This window comes from Arthrobacter sp. CAN_C5 (assembly GCF_017875735.1).
Lineage (GTDB): Bacteria > Actinomycetota > Actinomycetes > Actinomycetales > Micrococcaceae > Arthrobacter_D.
This window is the reverse complement of record NZ_JAGGMZ010000001.1, coordinates 3,001,633-3,024,797: the sequence shown is the minus strand read 5'-3', so window position 1 is coordinate 3,024,797 and position 23,165 is coordinate 3,001,633. Positions and strand designations below refer to the sequence as shown.

The window sequence follows — 23,165 nt, the reverse complement described above, 5'->3', positions numbered from 1 at the left end:
GAAGGTATGTGGACCGTAGTCTGACTGTGTCACCCGGGCCATGTGCCCAGGGAGACCCTTTCCGCCCTCACCGGCGGAACCCATGGTCGGGCCGGCGGCGGCCAGCCTTCTGAGACCGGGCTGATCCCCAGCCCGCCGTCGGCCCTACCATGGGTAGTACCCTCACTCGATGCCGAGGCCAGGGTCCCGTGAGACCGCTCACATTTTTTGGCCACTTCGCGTGCCTTAATCCTCAATCCAGCGTATGGTTATTCCCAAGTACTTGAGAAGCTGAGGCGGACTCTGCAACTTTCGTCAAAGCTGGAACGGGGACCGTTTCCTCCTTCCTTGAATCTGTCGGGCTGGGACGACTCGCCGTGCCGACCTGCACCATGTAGTGGGGCGCTATGTTTGGTGTACAAGGAGCCTGGCCACTTGTTGGCCGGGACAGTGAGTTATCAGTTCTGCGGGATGCCGTGGTCCCTCAAGACTGCCAGGGCGCCGTTCTTACCGGCCAGGCAGGCATCGGCAAGACCGTGCTGGCGCAACGGGTCTCCCGCGACGTCGAGGCCAACTTTGATCTTCTCTACATCAGGGGGAGCGCACTCACCGCAGACATGCCTTACGGCGCACTGAACTTCGTGCTGAGCGACCTTGATGATGCGGCAGTCGACAATCCGCTCATCCTGCTGCGGAGCCTCCAGGAGCTCTTCGCTGGGCGGTCAGGCGGCAAACGGACCCTCATCCTTGTGGACAACATCGAGGATCTGGACAGTGCCTCGGCGACGGCGATTGCCCACCTGGTGAAGAGCGGGGCTGTGAAAGTGCTGCTCGTGTGCCAGACCCTCCACGCAGCTCCCGACGAGTTCAGCGACCTCTGGAAAGATGAGCTCATCCGCCGGGTGGATATCGAGCCCCTATCGCTGGCCGACACAGCGGAGCTGCTGACCCTCGGCCTTGGAGGGCCAGTCTCCCGGTCTGTCGTGCTCGACACCTGGCACGCCAGCGGGGGTAACCCGCTGTTTCTGCAAGCCATCGGCAGGGAACAGGTGGAGTCCGGGTACATCACTACCCAGGACGGAATCTGGGTGGCGGGTCCACGGAGGTCACCCGATCCCGGCCGCATCATCACTGAGCGGATCTCCACCCGTCTGGCCCGGCTGTCTCCCGACCAGCGACGAACCGCCGAGATCGTCTCCATCGTCGGGGCGATGCCACTGGAGCTGCTCTCCGATTTCGCCGGCGGGGACGAAGTGGACGCGCTGATGGAAACCGGGATCTTCGAGATCGAGCTGACGCAGCAACCCATGGTCCGGGTCGTCACCGGCCTGATCGGCGAGGTAATTCGACGCCAGGTACCCGTTGGCCGGAGCAGGGAGCTTGTCCAGCAGTTGGCTGCCGCCTCCCTCAAACTCCCCATGCCTGCACTGAGCCGGATGAACTATGCGGCCTGGTGCCTGGACAGTTCACTGGAGATTGACCCTGTCCTGGCGATCGAGGCGGCCCAGCTTGCGAACCGCTACTTCGACACGGAGGGTGCACTCCGGTTCCTTGGCGCGGTTCCGCCAGAGAAAGTGGGTGCTAGGGAAGTCACCGAAAAAGCGCGGGCCTATGGAATCCAGGGCGATACCATGCGGGCCCTGCAGATTCTGGACGCGTTCATCTCCTCGGAGCCCCAGGACCCGAACCTCCACGAGTGGGTGTCCATGCAGGTGCTCAGGTGCAGGTTGCTCAGCCGGGACCAGGTGAGGTTCGCCGAGGCGGATGTCCTTCTGGCGAAGATCCGCGAACGACTGATCCGGGAAGGACAGTCAGGCCTTGAGGGTCTTGCAGGCCTGCTCGCTGAGACGGACTTGCTCGACGCGGAGCTCAGCGCCCACAACGGGCGGTACGCAGCCATGATCGAGCCCATCGATGACCTCCTGAGACAGGGCGACTCAATGGATCCGACCGTCCGGCACCAGCTGTGCGGCTGGCTGGCCGAAGCCCTCAGCATGACGGGACGTCAGGACGACGCGGTGCAACTCAGCCGGTTGGTGGTATCCCGATTGGCGGACTCCACCGAGGACCCCCTGCTCGCCGAGTCAGCCCAGGTGCGGCTGTTCTCAGTCATGCTGATTTCTGGTCAGTGGGAGCGGTGTCTGGCGATGATCAGCGACCATCAGGAGGGATCTCTCGCGGGAATCTTCGATGGGACCTCGCTCGAGTTGGCGGAGGGCTGCCTGTATGCCTACGCCGGGCGTGGGACCGAGGCTCTGACCAAACTGCTCCCCGCACTGAGCCAACTGCGGATCCGCGATCGGCAGGAGTTCCTCAGCCTGGCCGAAGCGGCCACTGCCTATGCGTACACCCTCATCGGTGATGCCCAGCTGTCGATGTCCCACCTTGGGAAGGTGGACCTGGCCGCCCGGCGGTTCGACTGGCATACCGCGCGGGCCACCAGATACTTCTCCGTCCTGGCTTCGACTGCGACGCGGGACCGCCTGCAGGCCGCCGGGGAGATGCTCCAGCTGGCCGACGAGGACCGGGCGGCAGGCAACTTCGGACACGAACTGTTCTTCCTCTGCCAGGCGGTGCAACTGGGGATGACCGACGTCGGGGAGCGGCTTGCGACAAGCGGCATGGATGGCCAGGGAGTGTTCGCCGAAATCTGTGCCCTGTACGGCAAGGGAGTGGCCTCCGGCGACACCGCCCAGATCCTCAAGGCTGCGAAGCTGGCGGCCGACGTCGGTAATCAGCGGTTGGCCGCGGACGCAGCCAACCTGGTGCAGCGGATGTCGGCCGACAGCCCCGGTGAGGGGGAGAAGCGGGCCGCCATGGCGGCAAGCGGCATCCTGCGCACGGTGGGGCGCGGTGGCGGGGAGTTGCGCCAGCGCGTCCTGGACAAGCTCTCCGAACGTGAACGGAGCATCGCCCGGCTGGTTGCCGAAGGATCAAGCAACCGCGATATCGCGGCAATGCTGACGCTGTCCATCAGGACGGTCGAAGGGCATATGTATCAGGTGTATGCGAAGTTGGGGGTCTCCAACCGTAGCCAACTGAAGATGATCCTTGAATAGTCCTGAACCCGTGGTTGGCGTTACTCCGCCCTCCACCAATTTGGTCGGCAGGCAGCTCCTGGTCAGGGACATCCTGTCGAAACTGTCGGAGCCCCACCTGTTCGGCGCCATCGTGGTGGGTGATCCCGGGCTGGGTAAGACTGCGCTGGCCCGGACGGTTGCCGATGGACTGGGCGGGGACGTCACGGTGGTGCATATCGGTGCCCAGCCTTCGCTGAAAAAGGTGCCGTTCGGCGCGCTCGCTCCCTATCTGAGAGAACTGTCGGTGGCCGACGCCGGATCGCCCATCGCCATCTACCGCGCTTTGACCCGGCACCTGGGGCAACAGGGCACAGGCGGCACGGTTCCCCTGTTTATCGTGGACGACGCCCACGACCTCGACGACAGCACCAGTGTCCTCCTCGCACAGCTCATCGCCACCCGACGCGCCCGGGCCTTGGTGCTCGCCCGGCCCAACCCCGGCCCACCCTCGGAGTTCCTGGCGCTGTCCCACGACGGTATGCTGTACCGGTACGATCTCAATCCGCTGAACCGGCAGCAGATCCACGAACTATGTGTCAGGGAGCTGGGCGATGAGATCCTCTCCAGCGTGAGCGCCGTCCTCAGCAAGGCCTCCGAAGGCAACCCGATGTTTCTCCTGGCCCTGCTCCACCCCGATGCGCGGTCCAAGTACCTGGTGCAGCGGAACGGAGTATGGTGCCTTTCCGGTGAACGGCCCGGGATCGACCTGCGGCTCACGGACCTGATCCAGGGACAGCTCCGGGGCCGCTCGACGGCAGAGCTCGAGGTGCTGGAGACCGTCGCGCTCGCCGAGCCAGTAGCACTGAGCGTCCTTCGCGAAACCTGCGACCCCCTCGCCGTCGATACCCTGGTCGATGACCAGCTCCTCTCCCTTACCCCCGGCCCCGACCCGCGGGTGGCGCTCGCCCACCCGCTGTACGGGGAGGCTATCCGTGCGCAGGTGCCGATTGGTCGGAGCAATGCCATCCGCCGGCGTCTCCTCAAACTGATCGAGGACCAGGCCGATTCGATCGAAGGGTTCCTCCGCTGGGTGTCCTGGGGACTCGACTGCGGGGCCGTGCTTGACGACGCCACATTGCTGAAGGCCGCAATCGTGGCAAACCGGCTCTACGACCCCACCTTCGCGCTCCGTGCGGCGCGGGTGGTCCAGGCACCCGAGTTGAAGTCGCGTGCCCTGGTGGAAATTGCGCACGCGCGGATGACGCGCGGCGACTTCGCCTACGCACGCGAACTGGTTGACGAGGCCCTCATCAACTGCGGGAGCCTGCGGATCGCCAAGGAGGCTACCCTCCTGTCGATCGACCTGCGAATGAGGGGAGGAGGGAATTCCCAGGAGATTCGGGAGGACGTCCACCGTTGGGAGCAGACGGTGGACCGCATCGAACAGCAACGGAACGGATCGTCCAGCCGCTCCATCAGGCTCTCCCGGATGGGGAGCCAGATCCTGTCCTGTTTCGTGCTCAACCTGGAGGGGCATTACCTCGAGTCGGAAACCCATCTGGTCGCCATCAGAGACAACCCAGAGGGCACCGAGGAAACCCGTCTGGCTGCCCTGGCCCTGCTCGGTGAGGCACTCGGGTCGACGGGCCGGCCGCTGGCAGGTGCAGCCGCCACCACCGAGGCGCTCGAGATCATCGCGGCGAGCGGGCACCGCTTCCTGCGCCATCAGGAGTTCGTAATCACCCGGCACGGGATGTCACTGATCCGCGGCGGGCAGTGGAAGGCGATCGGCTCGCTCCTGGCCGCGTACTCGCAGGCCGCCGACGGCGGAATGGTGTACTTCGGCGGAATTCTTGAGTACTTCGAAGGCATCATTGCGCTGCGTCAGGGTCGGATGCGGACCGCACGGAAACGCCTGATGCTTGCTGTCGAAGGATTCCGTGAATCAGACATCGCCCAACTGCTGACCATGTCCACCGGGATGGCGGCCTACGCCTGCGCCATGGCGGGGGACACAGCGGGCGCCCAGCGCTACTCGAACGAGTTCGCAGCCCTTCCCGCCTATGGGTCGCTTCAGGCCCGGCTGCAGGGAAAAATTCACGCCGTGGGAGCGAACGCGCACCTGGTGGGCGCCTCGGCGGCGATCACAGAACTCCGACGGATCGCCGAGGACGCCGAGTCCACTGGCATGGCAACCCTCGCCGCGTCAGCATTCGAACTGGCGGTCCGCCTGGGCGACTCCGCCTCGCTCACCGCCCTGCAGCGAATCACCGCCACCTTCGAGGGGGCCGATGGAGCGATGGTCAACGCGATGGCCGCCGGGATGCTGGCCAAGGACCCCACTGCGCTGGAAGTTGCCGCCCAGCAAGCCCGGGACGCCGACTACTTCCTGATTGCCGCCGAATGCCTGGGTACGGCCATCAACCTATTGTCCGCGCAGGGCCAGACCCAGCGCTCCCGTGCATTGCAACCCACACTGAACGCTGTGGTGGACAAGCTGGAGGGACTGCACGGGCACCAATTCTCGGAGGCCCAGTCAGCCACCAAGCTGACCCAACGGGAACAGGATATCGTCACCCTTGCTTCCCGCGGCCACTCCAACCGCGACATTGCCGAACAGCACGGAGTGTCGGTACGCACCGTGGAAGGGCACCTGTACCGGATTTTCGCGAAGCTCGGCATCAGCCGCCGCGAGGACCTGCAGGATCTCAACCCGTCCTAAATTGACTTAGGTAGCACCCGCCAGACCGCCAGCGGATCCTGCGCGTCCGGCTCGGGTCCTGCGTGTCCGCGAGCCCAAGGCGGCCAGCGGACCAGGTACCGACAGCCTCGGGTCCATTGCCCGCACCCGGACCGCCGCGGGACTCGCGCGTAGCCGGCGGTCATCCAGCGAGTACTACCCGCGGCGGGGGTGCCAGCACGAGTAGTGCTACCTGCCGGAAGTCAGGTAGCTACCACTCGTGTCCGGTTCCGGGCGGATTCATAGGCTTGCCCCCGAAGGCAGTACTTGGGAATTGCAGTACTTGGGCATTTATGAAGCGGGTCTCGATATGTTGAACAACTCAACCTGCGGCGCAATCCGCCGGTTTTCTGGAGTTACGCGTTTCCACCTACTACCAGCTGGCGGAACAGTGGCCGGGCTAGGCCACGTCATTCCGTCCTGGACGCAGCGGGGAGCATGCCGGATGGTACCTGTCCAGCACCTCGGTATGCGTCCTCCTCATGCGGAGCCGGCGACGTCGGAGCCTTCCGAGACCAAGGCTCGTCCCCAGCCGTCGTCGGCTCCTTTCACGAAAGACGGCCGGCGTTTCAGCGCAGGCCGCCGGACAGCTGTGTGACATGTATCAGACTCAGGAACAGACCCTAAGATTCCCGTTCCCCGCGCTCACGCGGCGTCCCAGAGTCCGCGCAGCAGCCGTGTCGGGAGTTCCCTGGCGTCAGCGCTACCAGATGTCCCTGCGGGTCACCGACACCCTGATCATCCTCACGGCAGTGATCATCAGCACAGACTGGATCCTGAACAGCATGGTCAGCGGTGCGGCCACCACCGAAACAGTGACGTTCGCCGTTGCAGTCTGCGGGGGGTGGCTGGCCATGCTGTCAACGTTCAGGACCCGTGACCCGCGGCTGATCGGTGTGGGTGTCTCCGAATACAAGCGGATCGTTCAGGCGAGCGCCGCCACTTTCAGCTGGATGGCAGTCGCAGTGGTCCTGTTTGGTGCCCACGACTTCCGCAACTTCCTGATTATCACCCTCCCCGCTGGCCTGGTCGGGCTGCTGGGGAGCCGGTGGATCTGGCGGAACTGGCTCATGCGCCAGCGGGAGTTCGGACTGTTCCTGTCCAAGGTCATCGTGGTGGGACGGCACGACGACGTCCAGTACGTGGTCGGCCAGCTGGCGAAGAAGACCGGGGCGGTGTATGACGTCGTCGGGACCGTCCTGGAAGGCAAGGACCGGTCGCAGGTCATTCAGGCAGGCGAGCGGCAGATCCCGGTGGTCTACGGGCTGAGCAGGGTGGAAAAGTCGGTCGCCGACACCGGGGCCGATGCAGTGATCGTCGCTGGCCACCTCCACAAGGGAAGCAAATACATCCGTGAACTCGGTTGGCGGCTGGAACGCACGGCAACCGAACTGGTGCTGGCGTCAACGCTCACCAATGTTGCCGGCCCCCGGATCCAGATGCGTCCGGTTGAGGGCCTGCCCCTGATGCACGTCGAAATGCCACAGTTCGCTGGGGGACGCCACGTCGTGAAGCGGTTGATGGACGTGGTCGTGTCCCTTACAGCCCTGATCGCATTGGCCCCCGTCTTCGCCATCGTGGCGCTGCTGATCAGGCGCGACACTAAGGGCCCGGTGATTTTCAAGCAGCACCGTGTTGGCCGGGGATCCGCCGAGTTCCCGATGTACAAGTTCAGGTCGATGGTCACGACCGCGGAGGCGGACCTGTCCGGTCTCAAGGCATGCGACGAGGGCAACGGGGTCCTCTTCAAGATGCGTGACGATCCCCGGGTCACCCGGGTGGGCCGGTGGATCCGCAAGTACTCCATTGACGAACTCCCGCAGCTCCTCAACGTCCTCCGCGGTGACATGGCGCTGGTCGGGCCCCGGCCGCCGCTTCCCAGCGAGGTTTCTGGTTATGCAGGACATACCCACCGCCGGTTGTTCATCAAGCCAGGTCTCACAGGTCTCTGGCAGATCAGCGGCCGGTCGGATCTGGGCTGGGACGAGAGTGTTCGCCTCGACCTGTACTACGTCGAGAACTGGTCGGTCACCGGGGATCTGATGATCATGTGGCGAACCTTCAAAGTACTGGTCAAACCGACAGGAGCGTACTGATGACCTACGACTCAACAGGCAACGAGCAGGTGCAGGGTATCCGCATCGGGTACGCGGCGGGAGCCTTCGACCTGTTTCATGTGGGACACCTGAACATCCTGCGGCAGGCGAAATCCCGCTGTGACTTCCTCATCGCGGGGGTGGTCTCCGACGACATCCTTGAGGTCACGAAGGGACGCCGGCCTGTGATCCCCTTGGCCGAGCGGATGGAGATTGTCGAGAACATTGGCCTGGTCGACCGGGTCTGCGCCGAAACCGTACCGGACAAGATGGCCGTCTGGGATCAGCTGAGGTTCAACATCTTCTTCAAGGGCGACGACTGGCGGGGAACCGAGCGGGCTCGGCGGCTCGAACAGGAGTTCGCTGTGCGGAACGTCTCGGTCGTCTACTTTCCGTACACCGTCCACACCTCCAGTACCGCGCTACGGAGGGCCCTGGAGAACCTGAACCGTGAACACCACGAATATCCACTGTTGAATGGGACCAACTAATGTTGAAATCACTGAACAATCCGCTGGGCTCGCAGCGAATGACACCGCTCAGCATTGCGCTGGTCGGTACCCGGGGGGTACCCGCACGTTACGGCGGGTTCGAAACCTGCATCGAAGAGGTCGGCAGCCGCCTTGCGGCGATGGGCCATGAAGTGACCGTCTACTGCCGTCCGGTGACCCCAGCGGACGCTGACGTGCGGGAGCACCTCGGCATGCGGCTCGTCCATCTTCCGTCCCTGCGCAAGCGTTCGCTGGAAACCCTGAGCCACACCGGGTTGTCGGTTGGCCACTTGTTTCGGCACCGCACCGACGTCGCGATCGTGTTTAACGCGGCCAACGCGCCCTGGCTGCCCGTGATTCGCGCGGCCGGGATTCCCGTTGCCACCCACGTGGACGGTCTGGAATGGAAGCGTGCCAAATGGGGCAAGGTGGGGAAACGCTACTACCGCGCCGTCGAAGCGCTCGCCGTCAAATGGTCCGACGCGTTGATCGCCGACGCCATCGGCATTAAGGACTACTACCGTGAGCGGTTCAACGCACCCACCGAGTACATCGCCTACGGGGCACCGTTGATTGACAACCCCGCCAGCGACAAGGTGCAGGAGTTGGGCCTGGAGACCGGCAAATACCACCTGGTCGTGGCGCGGTTCGAGCCGGAAAACCACGTCCACCTGGTTGTTGATGGCTACCGCAGGAGTGCCGCCCAACTGCCCCTCGTGGTGGTGGGCACCGCACCCTACGCGGACACCTACATCCGGAAGGTCCACTCACTTGCCGATCAGCGGGTGCAGTTTCTTGGGGGAGTGTGGGATCAGGAACTCCTCGACCAGCTGTACGCCAACGCCCGGGTGTACTGGCACGGGCACTCGGTGGGCGGTACCAACCCCTCGCTGCTCCGCGCAATCGGTGCAGGAGCGGCCACCAACGCATTCCAAGTGGACTTCAATTCGGAAGTGCTGGGCGAGGCGGGCCGCTATTTCGCCGACAGCGACGACGTGATGCGCCTCGTGCACTCCGCCGAACGCGACCCCGTTGACTGCGAACGGCGTGGCCGGCTCGCACGGCGCGCTGCCGAACGGTACGACTGGGACGACGTCGCTGAACGCTACGAAAAGCTGTGCTACTCCCTGGCGAAGACCCCGGCGCGTCGTCTCGGCGGACGCCGCCGGACAGCCGACGCCACGAGCATTGTTACGGCACCCAAGGTGGTGACGACATGAGCCAGACTCTCACCGAACGCCGTTCCACCGGCGGGACCTATCGCCGGACAGTGCTGTCCCTGGCCGCCGCGCAGAAGGTCGCCGCACCCGGGGCCCCGCCCTACTCGGTCTACATCAACCGCCGTGCCGGGAGGTATCTTGCGGCCGCGTGCCACCGTGCCGGTCTGACCCCCAACGCCGTCAGCGTCATCAGCGCCGCATTCACCTTCACCGGAATCGGGATGATTGCCTTCGGGAACCTCTCCTGGGGGCTCGGGATTGCTGTCTGGCTTTGCCTGGCCGTCGGGTACGCGTTTGACGCGGCGGACGGACAGGTCGCTCGCTTGCGCGGCGGCGGATCGCTCTCCGGCGAATGGCTCGACCACGTGGTGGACAGCGCGAAGCTTTCCAGTATCCATCTGGCGGTACTGATCGGCGCCTACCGCGGCTTTGACCTGTCCAGCCCGCTCTGGCTGCTGGTTCCGTTGGGTTTCTGCGTGGTTGCAGCGGTTGCCTTCTTCTCCATGATCCTCAACGATCATCTGAAAGAAATCCACACCCTTAAAACCGGGGCGGTTCCCTCGAAAGGGTCGGGATCCCGGCTCAAGTCGCTGCTGCTGATTCCCACCGACTACGGGTTTTTGTGCCTCACCTTCGTCCTGCTCGGGGCGCCGTCAATCTTCATGGCCCTCTACACGGTGGTGTTTGTCGCCAACCTCGGCCACTTGGTCCTGGCGTCAGTCAAATGGTTTAGGGACATGGGCAGGCTTGATGCCACGGCCCGGAACCGCCCTGACGCACCCAGCAGGGCCCGCCACGCCGACGTCTCCGGGAGTGCAGCACAGTGAATGATCCAAGCGCAGTGAATGATCCGATTGACGCCGGTACACCGGAGGAGACAGCTCCCCACAGCACAGGACGAAAGGTTATGGCGGGGGTGCTGGCCTGTGGGCTGGCACTCACCCTGGGCATCGGCTATTTGGTGTCCAGCCAGGCAGCCACTGACGTCAGTGCTGAAGGCACCCCCACCCCCACCGTCTCCGTCCCAGCGGCGGGCACTGCATCGCCGACTGACGCCGGACCGGAGGAGCCGGACGCTTCGACACCCGCCAACGCCCCGTCGACCGAACCAGCTGCCGGGGACGAGGAGGCCGCGCCAGAGACCGACGAGGCAGCAGCGACCACCGATGCAGCAGCACCAGCCGATATCGAGTCCGCTGAGGCTGAGGAGGCTGAGGAGGCTGAGGAGGCCGCGACCACCGATGCGGAACTCGCCGCCATCGAACAGCCCGTGTCCGAGCCGGTGACCCTCGACGAGCCGTCCGCCTTCGCCAAGGGCATCACAGCGTCCGTGAGCTCGATGGAGGCAATCGACGCCGAAGCCTACGGGATCGGCGAGATCGCCGGACCGGCTCTGCGGTTCGTCATCACCGTGGAGAACACCACCGGCGAGGCGGTATCGCTGACCAACTCAGTGGTGAACGTCGAGTTTGGCCCGGACAGCCTGCCAGCGGTTCAACTGACTGGATCCGGTGCCACCGAATTCCCGGCAACCGTCGACGCGGGCGAATCCGCAGCGACCACCCTCGTCTTTTCGATTCCCGCCGATCAGCGGGACCAAGTACGGATTCTTTTCAACAGGGAAGCATCCTCCCCCATCGCTGCATTCGAAGGTGCGGCACCAGGCGAAGAAGGTTAGTCGTGAAAGCACAAGAACCGGCTCATCGGCGGACCGCGGGTCCTCTCCAGAATGCCCAGAAAAGTCCTGGAGGAAATACTCGATCGCTGTTCCGCAACCTCACCTCGCTGTTGTGCGCGCTCGCGGTAACCGTATCGATGGCCATCGTGGGAGTGACGCCCGCTGCAGCAGACAGCGCACCGATAGACCCTGCGAACCCAGCCAGCCCCACGACCGTGACCGCTGATGCGCTGCCGACGGTTCAGATCGACGGCGTTGTCTGGCAGCAAACCATCGTCGGCAATACTGTCTACGTGGCTGGCAACTTCACCACTGCACGCCCGGCTGGCTCCCCAGTGGGTGCGAATACCGTTCAGCGCAACAACATCCTCGCCTATGACATCCGCACCGGTGTGCTCATCGATTCTTTTGCGCCGAACCTCAATGGCCAGGCCACAGCGATTGCGTCTTCTCCGGACGGATTACGGATCTATGTAGGCGGCGCCTTTACCACCGTCAATGGCGCAACGGTGTGGCGGGTCGCGGCCCTGGATCCTTCCAACGGGCGCCTCCTGACGAATTTCGTGCCGAAGATGGACGCATCAGTGCGAGCCATCGTGGCGACAAACGACACAGTTTATCTTGGCGGTGTATTCACCGGAGTAGGCACCGTCGTCAGGTCCCGACTTGCCGCATTCAGAGCCACCGATGGCGCCCTGCTTGACTGGGCGCCAGTGGCCGGTGATGGACAGGTCAACGGCTTGGCCCTGTCACCCGATGGCACGAAGATGGTCGTTGGAGGATCGTTCACAACACTCAATGGCTCCAACCGTCCGGGATATGGTCTTGGCGCAGTGGACGTCGCGACGGGTCAATCCCTGCCTTTTCCGATCAACAATATCGTTCGCAACGGCGGCCCGAGTGGTTCCGTTACCAGTCTTGCGTCCGACTCCACAAACGTTTACGGCTCCGGTTATACCTTCGGGCGGGACAGTACACACGAGGGAGTTTTCTCGGTCAAGTGGTCGGACTTCTCTACTGACTGGATTCAGGACTGCCACGGTGACACCTATTCCGTATTTCCGGTGGGAGATGCCATCTATTCAGCTGGCCACGCCCACTACTGCGGGAATATCGGCGGGTTTCCCCAGGAAGCTCCGTGGCAATTTAACCGTGCTTTGGCATTCAGCAAGAGCGCCACGGGTACGATCACTGATGAACCATTCGGCTATACAAACTTCGAGGGCAACCCGTCACCGACGCTGCTGAACTGGTTTCCGACTATCCTCGACGGACGGTTCACCGGTCAGAACCAGGGGCCGTGGTCGGTCACTGGTAACAATCAGTACCTCGCCTATGGCGGCGAGTTTCCGTCAGTCAATGGCGCGGCGCAGCAAGGATTGGTTCGCTTCGCAGTGAAAGGGATTGCGCCGAACCTGCGGGGTCCCCGCGTAACCGGCACTAACTTCAATCCAACCCTGATTTCGACGGCGCCGGGAACAGTGCGTGTTCGCTGGCAGGCCAACTGGGACCAGGACAACAAGAACCTGACCTACCAGGTTCGCCGGGATACGGTCGTGATTCACACGAAATCACTGGAATCGACGTTCTGGGAGCGTCCGGGTATGTCCTTCACCGACACCGGTCTTGTGCCGGGTAGGCAGTATGGCTACCGGATCTTCGTCACGGATCCGGCTGGCAACGAGGTTCGTTCCGACACAGTGACTGTCACGGTGTCGGGCGAAGAACAGCAGGCCAGCGCCTATCAACAGACCGTGAAAAGGGATGAGCCAACAACACACTGGCGGCTGGGTGAACCAGTTGGTCCCACCGTATTCGATTCGGTGGGCGTAGAGGACCTGACGGCGTCCGCCGGGGTCACCTTCGGCACAGCAGGAGCCCTGAGCGGCGAGGCGAACACGAGTGTGAGGCTGAACGGCACCACGAGCGGCATTATTGCTAACCCAACCCGCGCCAAGCGGCCCAACACGTTCAGCACCGAGGCATGGATTAAGACCACCACTACGTCAGGTGGCAAGATCATTGGGTTCGGAAATGCACTCAGTACGTTGTCCGCTGATGTAGACCGGCATGTTTATATGGATAACCTCGGCAGAATTTTCTTCGGGGTTGCTCCGAAAGGTGTGCGGCGCACAGTCAATAGCACCACCCGTTACAACGACGGCGCCTGGCACCATGTCGTTGCAACTCTTGGGACAGGTGGAATGCAGCTTTACGTTGATGGCGCGCGCGTCGCTGGCCGCACCGACACCACGACGGGCAGATCATTTGACGGATACTGGAGGATTGGTGGCGACAACCTGGCGGGCTGGGCTTCAATTCCAACCAGCAGATACTTTCAGGGCGACATCGACGAAGTGGCAATCTACCCGACGGCCCTGAGCGCTGGGGCGGTCAAGACCCACTTCGACGCCGGAACCACCGGGGTATTGCTCAACGCGCCCCCAACGGCGGCGTTTACGTCGACGGTGAGTGGGTTGGGTGTTGCGGTGGATGGTTCGGGGTCGTCTGATTCTGATGGGACGGTTGCCGGGTATGCGTGGGACTTTGGCGATGGTGGCACGGGTACCGGGGTGAATGCGACGCATACCTATGCCACCGCTGGTACGTACACCGTGCGGTTGACGGTGACTGATGACGATGGTGCTACTCACAGCACCACGAAGGACGTCACAGTTGCTGCGGCGCCGGTGAATGTGGCTCCGGTGGCGGCGTTTACGTCAACGGTGGATGGGTTGAAGGTTTCGGTGGATGGTTCCGGGTCGACCGATTCGGATGGAACAGTTGCCGCTTACGCCTGGGATTTCGGCGATGGTGGCACAGGTAGCGGGGTGAACGCGACATATTCGTACGCGGCGGCCGGTACCTACACCGTGCGTCTTACGGTCACCGACGATGACGGTGCAACCCACAGTACGACCAAGGATGTGACGGTGGTTGCGCCTCCTGCAGGAAACGGGGTTCTGGCGGTGGATACGTTCGACCGCTCTGTTTCCTCGGGGTGGGGGACCTCTGATCAGGGCGGTGCGTGGACCCTGGCGGGTTCGGCGTCGTTGTTCTCGGTGGCGAATGGTGTTGGATCGATCCGGATGGCTAGCGCGGGTTCGGGTCCTTCCGCGTATTTGAACTCGGTGTCATCAACGAGCACCGAGTCCTTGGTGAAGTTCGGGTTGGACAAGATCGGATCCGGCGGTGGAACGTTCATGTATGTGGTGGGTCGGAGGGTTCCGACGGCGGAGTATCGGGGCAAGGCCTGGGTGTCATCGACGGGTGCTGTGACAGTTGATGCGACCCGGGTGGTCAACGGCGCAATGACCACTCTCGCGACGCGAACCGTGCCCGGGCTTCAACTCGCCGCGGGGGAGCAGCTGCAGGTGCGCGTGCAGGTCACGGGAACCTCTCCGACCACGATCAACGCGAAGGTGTGGAAGGTCGGTACCAGTGAGCCGGCAGCGTGGACGGTCACGGCGACCGATACCACAGCGGCATTGCAGGCTCCAGGAAGCGTTGCCCTGCTGACCTACCTCTCCGGGTCAGCGACCAACGCCCCGGTTACCGCCCGTTTCGATGACTTCACCGTAACCACCGTAGGGGCAGTTGCTGCGGCGCCGGTGAATGTGGCTCCGGTGGCGGCGTTTACGTCAACGGTGGATGGGTTGAAGGTTTCGGTGGATGGTTCCGGGTCGACCGATTCGGATGGAACAGTTGCCGCTTACGCCTGGGATTTCGGCGATGGTGGCACAGGTAGCGGGGTGAACGCGACATATTCGTACGCGGCGGCCGGTACCTACACCGTGCGTCTTACGGTCACCGACGATGACGGTGCAACCCACAGTACGACCAAGGATGTGACGGTGGTTGCGCCTCCTGCAGGAAACGGGGTTCTGGCGGTGGATACGTTCGACCGCTCTGTTTCCTCGGGGTGGGGGACCTCTGATCAGGGCGGTGCGTGGACCCTGGCGGGTTCGGCGTCGTTGTTCTCGGTGGCGAATGGTGTTGGATCGATCCGGATGGCTAGCGCGGGTTCGGGGCCTTCCGCGTATTTGAACTCGGTGTCATCAACGAGCACCGAGTCCTTGGTGAAGTTCGGGTTGGACAAGATCGGATCCGGCGGTGGAACGTTCATGTATGTGGTGGGTCGGAGGGTTCCGACGGCGGAGTATCGGGGCAAGGCCTGGGTGTCATCGACGGGTGCTGTGACAGTTGATGCGACCCGGGTGGTCAACGGCGCAATGACCACTCTCGCGACGCGAACCGTGCCCGGGCTTCAACTCGCCGCGGGGGAGCAGCTGCAGGTGCGCGTGCAGGTCACGGGAACCTCTCCGACCACGATCAACGCGAAGGTGTGGAAGGTCGGTACCAGTGAGCCGGCAGCGTGGACGGTCACGGCGACCGATACCACAGCGGCATTGCAGGCTCCAGGAAGCGTTGCCCTGCTGACCTACCTCTCCGGGTCAGCGACCAACGCCCCGGTTACCGCCCGTTTCGATGACTTCACCGTAACCACGGTGCCATAACAAATGTGTCTGGCCGGGTTCACCGTCACAAAGGAACCCGGCCAGCTTGGAAAGGATCGAATGAAACCCGGACCGTTCTCAGCTACACCGGCCCCATCGCCTCTTCGCCTAGGCGCCCGGATGCTGCGCAGAGGTACCCGCCGGTTCAGGAACCATCTCCTGTGGTTCTATCTCCGGATGCGCAATCTCACGGTACGCCGTGCGGTCACGGGGGCAACACCGGTAGCCGTATCCCTCACCACCTATGGGCGGCGTATCAACGCCGCCGCCATCGCTATTGAGTCGATTGCCCTCGGCAGTTCCAGACCTTCCCGGATCACGCTTTGGCTTGACGATCCTGAGCTATATGCAGCTCTTCCTGCAGCTCTGCGTCGACTCGAGCGCCGCGGATTAAAAATTTCGCTGACGGACAACCTGGGGCCGCACACCAAATACTTCCCGTACGTTAAATCGGTGCAGGACCACTACTTGCCGTTGGTCACGGCGGACGACGACATCATGTACCCGAGGTACTGGCTGCGCCGACTTTATGATGCCCATCTTAAACATCCGGCAAGTGTCAATTGCCACTGGGCAAGTAAGATTATTCTCGACGACGGCAAGCTGAACAGCTATCACACTTGGCCGAACTGCAAAGACACTGAACCGCGCTTCTCCAACTTCGGGCTCGGAGTTTCGGGGATCATCTACCCGCCGGAGATGCTGGTCGAACTGGCGAAACACGGGACAGCCTTTCGCGAGCTCAGCCCCACAGCCGATGACGTTTGGCTCCACTGGGTAGCGCTGCGCTCCGATTATCCGGTGCGTCAGATATCCGCAACTCCGCGACACTTCGCCTTGATACCCGGAACCCAGGCCGAGGCACTCATGAAGACCAATAATGTTGAAGGATCCGGCAACGATGCTTGGATCCACGGGCTTTACTCGGAGAGCGACCGGAGAAAAATTGCCGGCGTGTCATCCGTTGTGCCCGCGTTCGCCGTTACCGGCATTCGCGGGCGATCACACGGTCCGTTACCGGTCGCTGCCGGAAACAGACCGATCCTTCAGTAGTCCAGTGCTCGACTAAGGCAGGACCGTTATGACCGACTACCCAGCGTTACGGGAGGGGACGGTCCATAGCGCTGTCTCCGCCGGTCCAACCTTCAGGACCAGGCACGCAGGACGGGCCTTTACTGCTGCCGCATTGTGTCTTTTGCTAGCGTGTTCAATCGCGATCATCGGCGCGCCCGCTAGCGCAGATACAGCACCAGCGGACCCTCTAGACCCTGCTACCCCTGTCACAGTTTCATCCGATGCCCTGCCGACCGCTCAGATCAACGGCGTCGCCTGGCAGCAGGTCATCGTCGGCAACATCGTGTACGTGGCTGGCAAGTTCAGCACGGCGCGACCGGCTGGTGCGGCTCCGAACTCGAATACAGTCACGCGAAACAATATCCTGGCGTACAACTTGACCACTGGTGCGCTTCTGTCTTCCTTCGCGCCGAACCTCAACGGTCAGGCGCTCACCATCGCGGCTGCACCCAACGGCTCCCGGATATACGTGGGTGGCGATTTCACTTCGGTAAATGGAACCTCCCGGCTCCGGGCGGTAGCACTGGACCCTTCCTCCGGAGCGGTCATATCCAGTTTCAACCCTCGGATGGGCGGGTCAGTTCGAGCCATCTCCGCCACCAACGATACCGTCTACCTGGGTGGAACATTCGGTTCCGTCGGGTCAGCCTCGCGAACGCGGCTTGCTGCCGTGCGGGCGTCCGACGGCGGCCTCCTGCCGTGGAATCCGATAGCGAACGAGCGGGTGAACGCTCTGGTATTGTCGCCCGACGAAACACAGGTCATCATCGGGGGAGCTTTCACCACCCTCAACGGGTCCAACCGGCCGGGCTACGGCCTTGGGCGGGTGAATGCGACGACCGGTGCGTCCCTGACGCTCGGTGTTAATGATGTCATCCGCAATGCGGGCACGGATTCAGCAATCCTTTCCCTTTCCTCAGACGGAACCAACTTTTACGGCACTGGCTACATCTTCGGAACCGGAGGGAACCTGGAGGGGGCCTTCGCCGGAAACTGGTCAAACGGCAACCTCAAGTGGGTAGAAGACTGCCACGGCGATACGTACGGTGTCTGGGCCTCCTCCACCGCTGTATACACAGCGGGCCATGCCCACTACTGCGGCAACATCGGAGGATTCCCGCAAACCGAGCCGCGGACGTGGTGGCGCGCCGTGGCATTCAGCAAAGCTGCAACCCGAACCGCCACGGCCGACATCTACGGTTATCCTAGCTTCACGGGTCGGCCGGCACCGGAACTTCTCACCTGGTTCCCACAGTTGGATACCGGAACGGCGACGGGGCAGTCTCAGGGGCCATGGACAGTAACCGGCACTGAACAGTATGTTGCCATGGCCGGGGAGTTCCGGAATGTGAATGGCAGGGCACAACAGGGGCTCGTCCGGTTTGCGGTGCGTGACATCGCTCCCAATGATGACGGCCCCAGGATCTCAGGCAGCGCAACGAATCCAGCCTTGACCTATGTGCGGGCCGGTGAGGTGCGCGTACGGTGGCAGACCAACTGGGACCGCGACAACGAAAACCTCACCTATAGGGTCATCCGCGACGGCAATACAGCTACACCAGTGCACACCACCATCCGGCAGTCCACCTTCTGGAACCGGCCGAACGTCGAGTTCACCGATGTCGGGCTGTCAGCGGGAACCCACACCTATCGAATAGTCACCAGCGATCCGTTCGGAAATACGGTGGGCTCGGGCACGGTCAGCGTCAACGTTCCCGTGGGCAGCACAGAGCCACCAGCTAATGCAGCCCCGGCCGCATTGTTCACGTCTAACGTCAACGGTCTGACCGTCACGGTGGATGGTTCCGGGTCAAGTGATTCTGATGGGACGGTTGCTTCTTATGCGTGGGACTTTGGCGATGGTGGTACGGCGACCGGCGTCACTGCGGCCCATACCTACGCCACGGCGGGGACGTACAGTATCCGGCTCACTGTGCGGGACAACGACGGCGCCTCCGCCACAGTGGTGCGCCAGGTTGGAGTCTCCGCTGATAACCCGCCACCGGCGGGAGATACGCTGGCACGCGACGCTTTCGGACGGAACGTGGCATCGGGGTTCGGTTCTGCAGACCAGGGAGGAGCATGGGCACTGGGTGGTTCGGCATCCCTGTTCTCTGTCGGCAACGGTGTCGGAACGATCAACCTTAACCAGCCTGGGATTGGTCCGTCGGCGAGCCTCAACGCCATATCTTCGACCCGGACTGATTCCAGCGTGCAAGTGCAGTTGTCGAAAGTGGGCAGCGGCAGCGGAACCTATCTATGGCTGTCCGGTCGTACCGTGGGCGCTTCCGTACGCTATCAGGCGAAGCTGCATATCTCAGGAAGCGGCGCTGTCCGCCTGGACGCGACGCGGGTGGTGGGTGGTGGCGAAACGTCCCTGATGTCCCGGACGGTTCCAGGCATTCAGTACGTTGCGGGACAAAAATTACAGATCCGGCTGCGGGTCGTTGGGGTGTCGCCCACCATCATCACCGCAAAAGTCTGGACGGAAGGGACCGCGGAACCATCGGATTGGCTGGTGTCTGCTTCCGATTCAACCGCAGCCTTGCAGGTGGAGGGCGGCGTCGGCCTCTTCACCTACCTGTCGAGCGGCGCGGGGAATGCACCTGTCCTAGCCCAATTCGACAATCTGACGGTCGATCAGGTGCCCTAGCCGGCGGCGGCGGCGGTTGGTTGCGCCCGCCGGTACTCCCGGTACACGTAGCCAACCGCTCCCGACACCATTCCCGCGCCCCGGGCGATGGTACGCAACCCTTTGGCCCTGTGTTTTACCGACCCGGTCACTAACCCCTGAAAGCCTCGTACACACCCTCCGCCAATGCGGACTAGTCCAGCTGCGAGCAGCTTCAGACGCGACCGCAGTTGAACAAGGAGGCTGCCGTGGCTGCCGCTGGCCAGTTCAAGATCAACTCGGCTCCAGCTATTGCCGCTGCTGAACGCCCGTCGGAGCACCCAGGATCGAGTGAGTCGTTGAGCGGGTACGCGATCCATCACGATTGCTTCATCGCACCACACAATTTTGCCCCCTCGTTGCACCAGGAGCCGGGTGAACAGGGTGTCCTCGCCCCCCAACAACCCAAACCGGAGGTCGAAGTCCAGACCCATCGCTCGGACCTGATTCAGATCCAAGAGCAGGTTGTTCGTCGCTGCGACGGTGACAACAGTGCCAGTGGGCATTCTGCGGCGGATGAAAAATTCTCCCGCCATGATCCACCGCTCAGGCGGGTGGACGTATTCTGAGATGACCGGACCAACGACGGCGGCCGCTCCCGTGCTTCGCTGGACCTCCACGAGGAGGTCCAGCCAACCGCGCGACGGCAGCTCATCGTCGTCGATGAACACCAGCAGAGCCATCTCTCTGGCTTCAGCGAGTGCTCGGCTCCGGGCCGCGGCAATACCAGGAACCGGTTCGTGAACGTAACGCACCAGTTCTCGGTCTTTGCCCTCCACAAGAGCGCGGGCACCCGCATCCGGGTCATTGTCGATGACCAGGATGGTAGCCGGGATGCTGCTGGATCGCGCCTGGGAGATCAGCTCTGGTAGAGCTACGGCAAGATCATCGGGCCGGCGGTAGGTTAACACCGCGATTACCATCTGTTCCCGGCTGGAGATAGCCATGTTGCTCCTTTCGAGGTGAACTGTGATCGCCTATTTTCGCAGGTTGGTCAAAGTCCTCAGACGGGATAGAAAAACCAGGGTCCGCCGACGATGGAACGCTGTCAGCACCAGAATGGCCACACCCATGAAAGCGATGAATCCTGCAGCCAACCGGACGATGTCCGGCATTTCTAGAAGACCAACAGCGATGTAGGCCGCCGCACCCCACGCGCTGCAGTGAACCGCGGGCCAGATCGTCCCCAACTGCTCGCGGACGCTAGCGCCGCACAATCGTGATTGGATGATGAGAAGGACCGGTGTCAACAGAAACCCGCCGGCGGCGTAACCGACGGCCACCCAAAACAAACCAAACTGGAGTCCGACGATTATCCCCGTCACCTGGGCGATCGTCGCTAGAATCTCGTATTTCAAATTCAGGCCAGCTTTGCCCATGCCTCGCATCAGCGAAGGCGCAATGAAGAAGATGGTTTCCCGGGCGCCTGCTATCGCCAATACGCTGAGAAGCGGTGCCGCCTCGGCCCAAGCATCCCCGAGAACAAGTTGCACGAGGAGGGGGGAAGCACACGCTGTGAAGGCCATCACTGGCACCACGAGCATTGATAGCACTTGCATCGATTTGAGGAGGTTACCCGAGACAAGGTCTCGGTCAGTGGAAGTACGCGAGAATACGGGGAACATGACCCGATTCACTGTCTGGCCGAAGAGCATAACTGGCACAGCGAGCACCCTGTACGCCATCCCGTAAAGAGATAGCGAGGTTACTCCAAGAAATCTTCCAACCAGGATGTTGTCAATGTTGCGGGAGAAATAGGCCAAGGCGTTGACGCCGAAGATGCCCATGCTGAAGCGCAAAAGAGGCCGAACCTCGTTAAGGTGCAAATTCGGGGCAGGGCCCTTCGCAGCAACGAGCAAGATCAATCCCGCAACGATGTCAGTGGCAATCACCTGGTAAACCACAGCAAAGTAGCTGGCACCCAGAAGCGCCGCGGCCACACCGCAGATCGCACCGATCGCAGCGCCGACAATATCTGACACGGCCATACCGCGAAATTTGAGTTCCCGGGACAACATGGCGCGGGGGACAATACCGATCGCTTTGAGGGGAAGAGCGACAGCTAGTATCTGCAGGACAAAAACCAGCTCGGGGACGCTGAAGAAATCCGCCAGTGGAGGGGCTGCGAGCCAGGTGAGGGCTCCCAGCAGAATAGCAGTGATCAGATTCAGGGAGACGGTTGCGCCTGCCGCTCGGGGCGCCAGTTGCGGACGCTGAACAAGCGCGGCAGAGAGGCCCTGATCGAGGAGGAGCGTCACCAGGACGATGTAGATGCTCGCCACGCTGATGATTCCGTAGCTTGCAGGGCCAAGTAGTCTCGCCAGAACCAGGGCGCTGCAGATTTGGAAGCCCTGACGACCGATCACGGCGAGCAGCGACCAGCGGACACCATGGACAGCCTTCCCCTGATGGTATCCGTCGTTGGCCGCCGCTGGGCTGGTGCTCGGTGGCATGCCAGTCCGGTCGACCGATCCGCGTTTCACCGGGTTGCACACACAGTTCGCTCAATGAGATCGGAGAGGGCGTCGCGATAGGACTGCGTACTGTGTTTGGTTGCCGCCGCTGTGGAATCCAGTGCCGCGGTCCGGCGGAAGTAGTCCCACTCATTCACAACGCGATGGAGGGCGTCAGCGAGTTCCTGGACGCTGCCTGGACTCACGAACTGGGTACTCTGATAACCCTCTGCGGCCTCCTTGAGGCCGGAGGTTTCACTCACAACGAGGGGGCGGCCTGCCAGCAGTGTCTCGACCGCTGTGTTGCCGAAAGGCTCGTCGAGTCGTGATGGCACAACAGCCACATCCGAAGAAGCTCTGAACGCCGACACATCGTTGTGGAACCCGTGGAACGTCACGAATTCATCGAGGCCCTGGTGACCGACGCTATCCCTGAGGCTTTGCTCGTAGGGTTCGTATCCGGGATACACGGAACCGACGACGTCGAGCACTACCGGGACCGACCGCCGATGGAGTTCTCCGACTGCATCGATCACGACATCCACCCCCTTGCGATGGGACAGTCGGCCCACATAGAGCACTCTGAGAGGTTGCGGGCGATCGGCGCGCGCAGGTGATGCCGTGGCCGGTCCGGGAACGCCGTTGTAGACTATCTCGGCCCTTCCCCTCAACCGTGGGACTACGGATGCATGGACTCCAGCGCTGTACCGGCTGTTGGCAACAATTGCGGTGGCAGCCAAGAGGGGTGCGGCCAAAGCGATCCTGAGGATACGCGGAGCGCTCCCCTCCGCCTCATGGACGTGGGTGAGGACGGGGCGGCCACTGAGGCGCCCCAGGACTGGCCAGAGCGGAATTGTTATCGTATTAACGTAGATAATGTCGGGTTTAAATTCCAGGATGACGCGAATTCCTTTAACCGCGCCTATCAGAGAGGCAAAGACCAGCCGGATGACGCCAGCCGGGGATAAAAGACTTTTCCGGAGCACTGGGGAACTGCACCGGTAAACAATCACCCCTCGATCCTGTAGTTCCGGTACAAGAGGACCAGTGACAGGTAGCGCAACCGCAACGGTCCAATGCTGTTCCAGGAAACCATCGACGCTCTCTAAAAGAACCCGGTCTGTTCCGTACAACTCACTGCTTGGATGTGTGACCAGCACTCGCAATTTTTTATTCGTCACCTTGCATGCCCCCTGTCCAGAGGTGAAGCGGAGACCTGATAGCCC

General features: G+C 62.5%; 13 protein-coding genes. 10 read left to right on the top strand and 3 right to left on the bottom strand.

Going from position 1 to position 23,165, the window contains the following annotated elements:
- Positions 1-386: 386 nt before the first annotated feature.
- From H4V95_RS14125 to H4V95_RS14080, 10 genes are all read left to right on the top strand, one after another.
- Positions 387-3,038 carry a LuxR C-terminal-related transcriptional regulator gene (locus H4V95_RS14125; RefSeq protein ID WP_209730897.1) on the top strand — a complete coding sequence of 884 codons (2,652 nt, stop codon included), beginning with the start codon at positions 387-389 and terminating at the stop codon, positions 3,036-3,038.
- Entirely contained in the window at positions 3,031-5,721 is a 2,691-nt protein-coding gene (locus H4V95_RS14120; RefSeq protein ID WP_209730896.1) for a LuxR C-terminal-related transcriptional regulator, read from the top strand. Before H4V95_RS14125 ends, H4V95_RS14120 begins: the two co-directional genes overlap by 8 nt.
- Before the next feature lie 695 nt (positions 5,722-6,416).
- Complete coding sequence (locus tag H4V95_RS14115) at positions 6,417-7,835, top strand: sugar transferase (RefSeq protein ID WP_312884046.1); 1,419 nt, start codon at positions 6,417-6,419, stop codon at positions 7,833-7,835.
- Positions 7,835-8,326 carry an adenylyltransferase/cytidyltransferase family protein gene (locus tag H4V95_RS14110; protein ID WP_196867967.1) on the top strand — a complete coding sequence of 164 codons (492 nt, stop codon included), beginning with the start codon at positions 7,835-7,837 and terminating at the stop codon, positions 8,324-8,326. Before H4V95_RS14115 ends, H4V95_RS14110 begins: the two co-directional genes overlap by 1 nt.
- The gene (locus tag H4V95_RS14105; protein WP_245345717.1) at positions 8,326-9,546 is read left to right on the top strand and encodes a DUF1972 domain-containing protein; all 1,221 of its coding nucleotides are present in this window, start codon (positions 8,326-8,328) and stop codon (positions 9,544-9,546) included. Before H4V95_RS14110 ends, H4V95_RS14105 begins: the two co-directional genes overlap by 1 nt.
- Positions 9,543-10,373, top strand: a complete 831-nt coding sequence (locus H4V95_RS14100; protein WP_196867968.1) for a CDP-alcohol phosphatidyltransferase family protein — start codon at positions 9,543-9,545, stop codon at positions 10,371-10,373. Before H4V95_RS14105 ends, H4V95_RS14100 begins: the two co-directional genes overlap by 4 nt.
- The gene (locus tag H4V95_RS14095) at positions 10,370-11,224 is read left to right on the top strand and encodes a hypothetical protein (protein ID WP_209730894.1); all 855 of its coding nucleotides are present in this window, start codon (positions 10,370-10,372) and stop codon (positions 11,222-11,224) included. The genes H4V95_RS14100 and H4V95_RS14095 overlap by 4 nt, the downstream gene beginning before the upstream one ends.
- Before the next feature lie 2 nt (positions 11,225-11,226).
- Positions 11,227-15,741, top strand: a complete 4,515-nt coding sequence (locus H4V95_RS14090; protein ID WP_312884045.1) for a PKD domain-containing protein — start codon at positions 11,227-11,229, stop codon at positions 15,739-15,741.
- A gap of 177 nt (positions 15,742-15,918) precedes the next feature.
- Complete coding sequence (locus H4V95_RS14085; RefSeq protein WP_209730893.1) at positions 15,919-16,794, top strand: hypothetical protein; 876 nt, start codon at positions 15,919-15,921, stop codon at positions 16,792-16,794.
- A gap of 28 nt (positions 16,795-16,822) precedes the next feature.
- Positions 16,823-19,468 (top strand): PKD domain-containing protein, encoded by a 2,646-nt coding sequence (locus H4V95_RS14080; RefSeq protein WP_209730892.1) that lies wholly within the window; start codon positions 16,823-16,825, stop codon positions 19,466-19,468.
- Here the strand turns inward: H4V95_RS14080 and H4V95_RS14075 are convergent.
- The 3 genes from H4V95_RS14075 to H4V95_RS14065 are packed head-to-tail and all read right to left on the bottom strand — an operon-like array spanning position 19,465 to position 23,099.
- On the bottom strand, positions 19,465-20,433 hold the full coding sequence (locus tag H4V95_RS14075; RefSeq protein ID WP_245345716.1) for a glycosyltransferase family 2 protein: 969 nt from the start codon (positions 20,431-20,433) through the stop codon (positions 19,465-19,467). The two genes, H4V95_RS14080 and H4V95_RS14075, sit on opposite strands and share 4 nt — an antisense overlap.
- A gap of 30 nt (positions 20,434-20,463) precedes the next feature.
- Positions 20,464-21,939, bottom strand: coding sequence for a lipopolysaccharide biosynthesis protein (locus tag H4V95_RS14070; RefSeq protein WP_196867798.1), 1,476 nt, complete (start codon positions 21,937-21,939; stop codon positions 20,464-20,466).
- A 26-nt stretch (positions 21,940-21,965) separates the two neighbouring features.
- Positions 21,966-23,099 (bottom strand): glycosyltransferase family 4 protein, encoded by a 1,134-nt coding sequence (locus tag H4V95_RS14065; protein WP_312884044.1) that lies wholly within the window; start codon positions 23,097-23,099, stop codon positions 21,966-21,968.
- Positions 23,100-23,165 lie beyond the last annotated feature (66 nt).